The following is a 666-nucleotide window of genomic DNA, read 5'->3' as shown; positions in this document are numbered from 1 at the left end:
GTATTAAGCAGCCGTGTGAATTATTATAACGATGTCATTACTGCCTTTAATAAACTGATTACAGAGGGAGAATTAAAAGGTAAAGCCTATGATAGTGCTAAGTCCTATGCGGAAAATATAATGGTTCCTCTAGTAAGAGGAGTTATCCTATTTTCAGAGAGTCTAGGAGAAAAAGCTAGTGAATTACCGACTCTTTACCGTTCACAAGTCGGAGGAGAAAGTCTAGATGAGGAGACACTTCAAAAGCAAATTGAAGCGAAGAATACAACCATCTCGACTCAAGAAGCTATTTTGAACAGTTTATCCAATCTAAAGGACGTCAATCCTACTTACAAAAGTAATGTTCAAGGAATTATCTCAAATGCAACGAGTAAGCGAGATGAGTTACAAAAAAAATTAGAAGAATTGCAGTCGTTTGCGAGCTCGACTAGTGGCCAGTTTTCTGATTCAGAAAGCTTACAGAGCTTAGTTTTTCAAGGTTTCGAACAAGTCACAGGTGACTTTGGAAAGTTTGATGGAACTTTTAAAATAGAGGGACAAGCTCCTTGGGCTAATAATATTAATAGTGAGTGGAATAAACGTTCTGAGGTAATTCAAAATTACCAAAATGTTTTAGATAAAATTAAAAATAAAACAGAATTGGATGAGAAAGATATAAAGGCAATT

Annotated in this window: 1 protein-coding gene; it reads left to right on the top strand. The window is 35.3% G+C overall.

The window, feature by feature from the left end; all coding sequences use genetic code 11:
- Positions 1 to 666: T7SS effector LXG polymorphic toxin (locus SCRDD08_RS10680; RefSeq protein WP_231089384.1), on the top strand; the 666-nt coding region annotated here is incomplete at both ends.

Origin of the sequence: Streptococcus cristatus (assembly GCF_001578775.1) — a bacterium.
In the GTDB taxonomy this organism is placed as follows: domain Bacteria; phylum Bacillota; class Bacilli; order Lactobacillales; family Streptococcaceae; genus Streptococcus; species Streptococcus cristatus_A.
The sequence above is the reverse complement of the archived record's forward strand: the minus strand, read 5'-3'. Positions and strand labels throughout refer to the sequence as shown.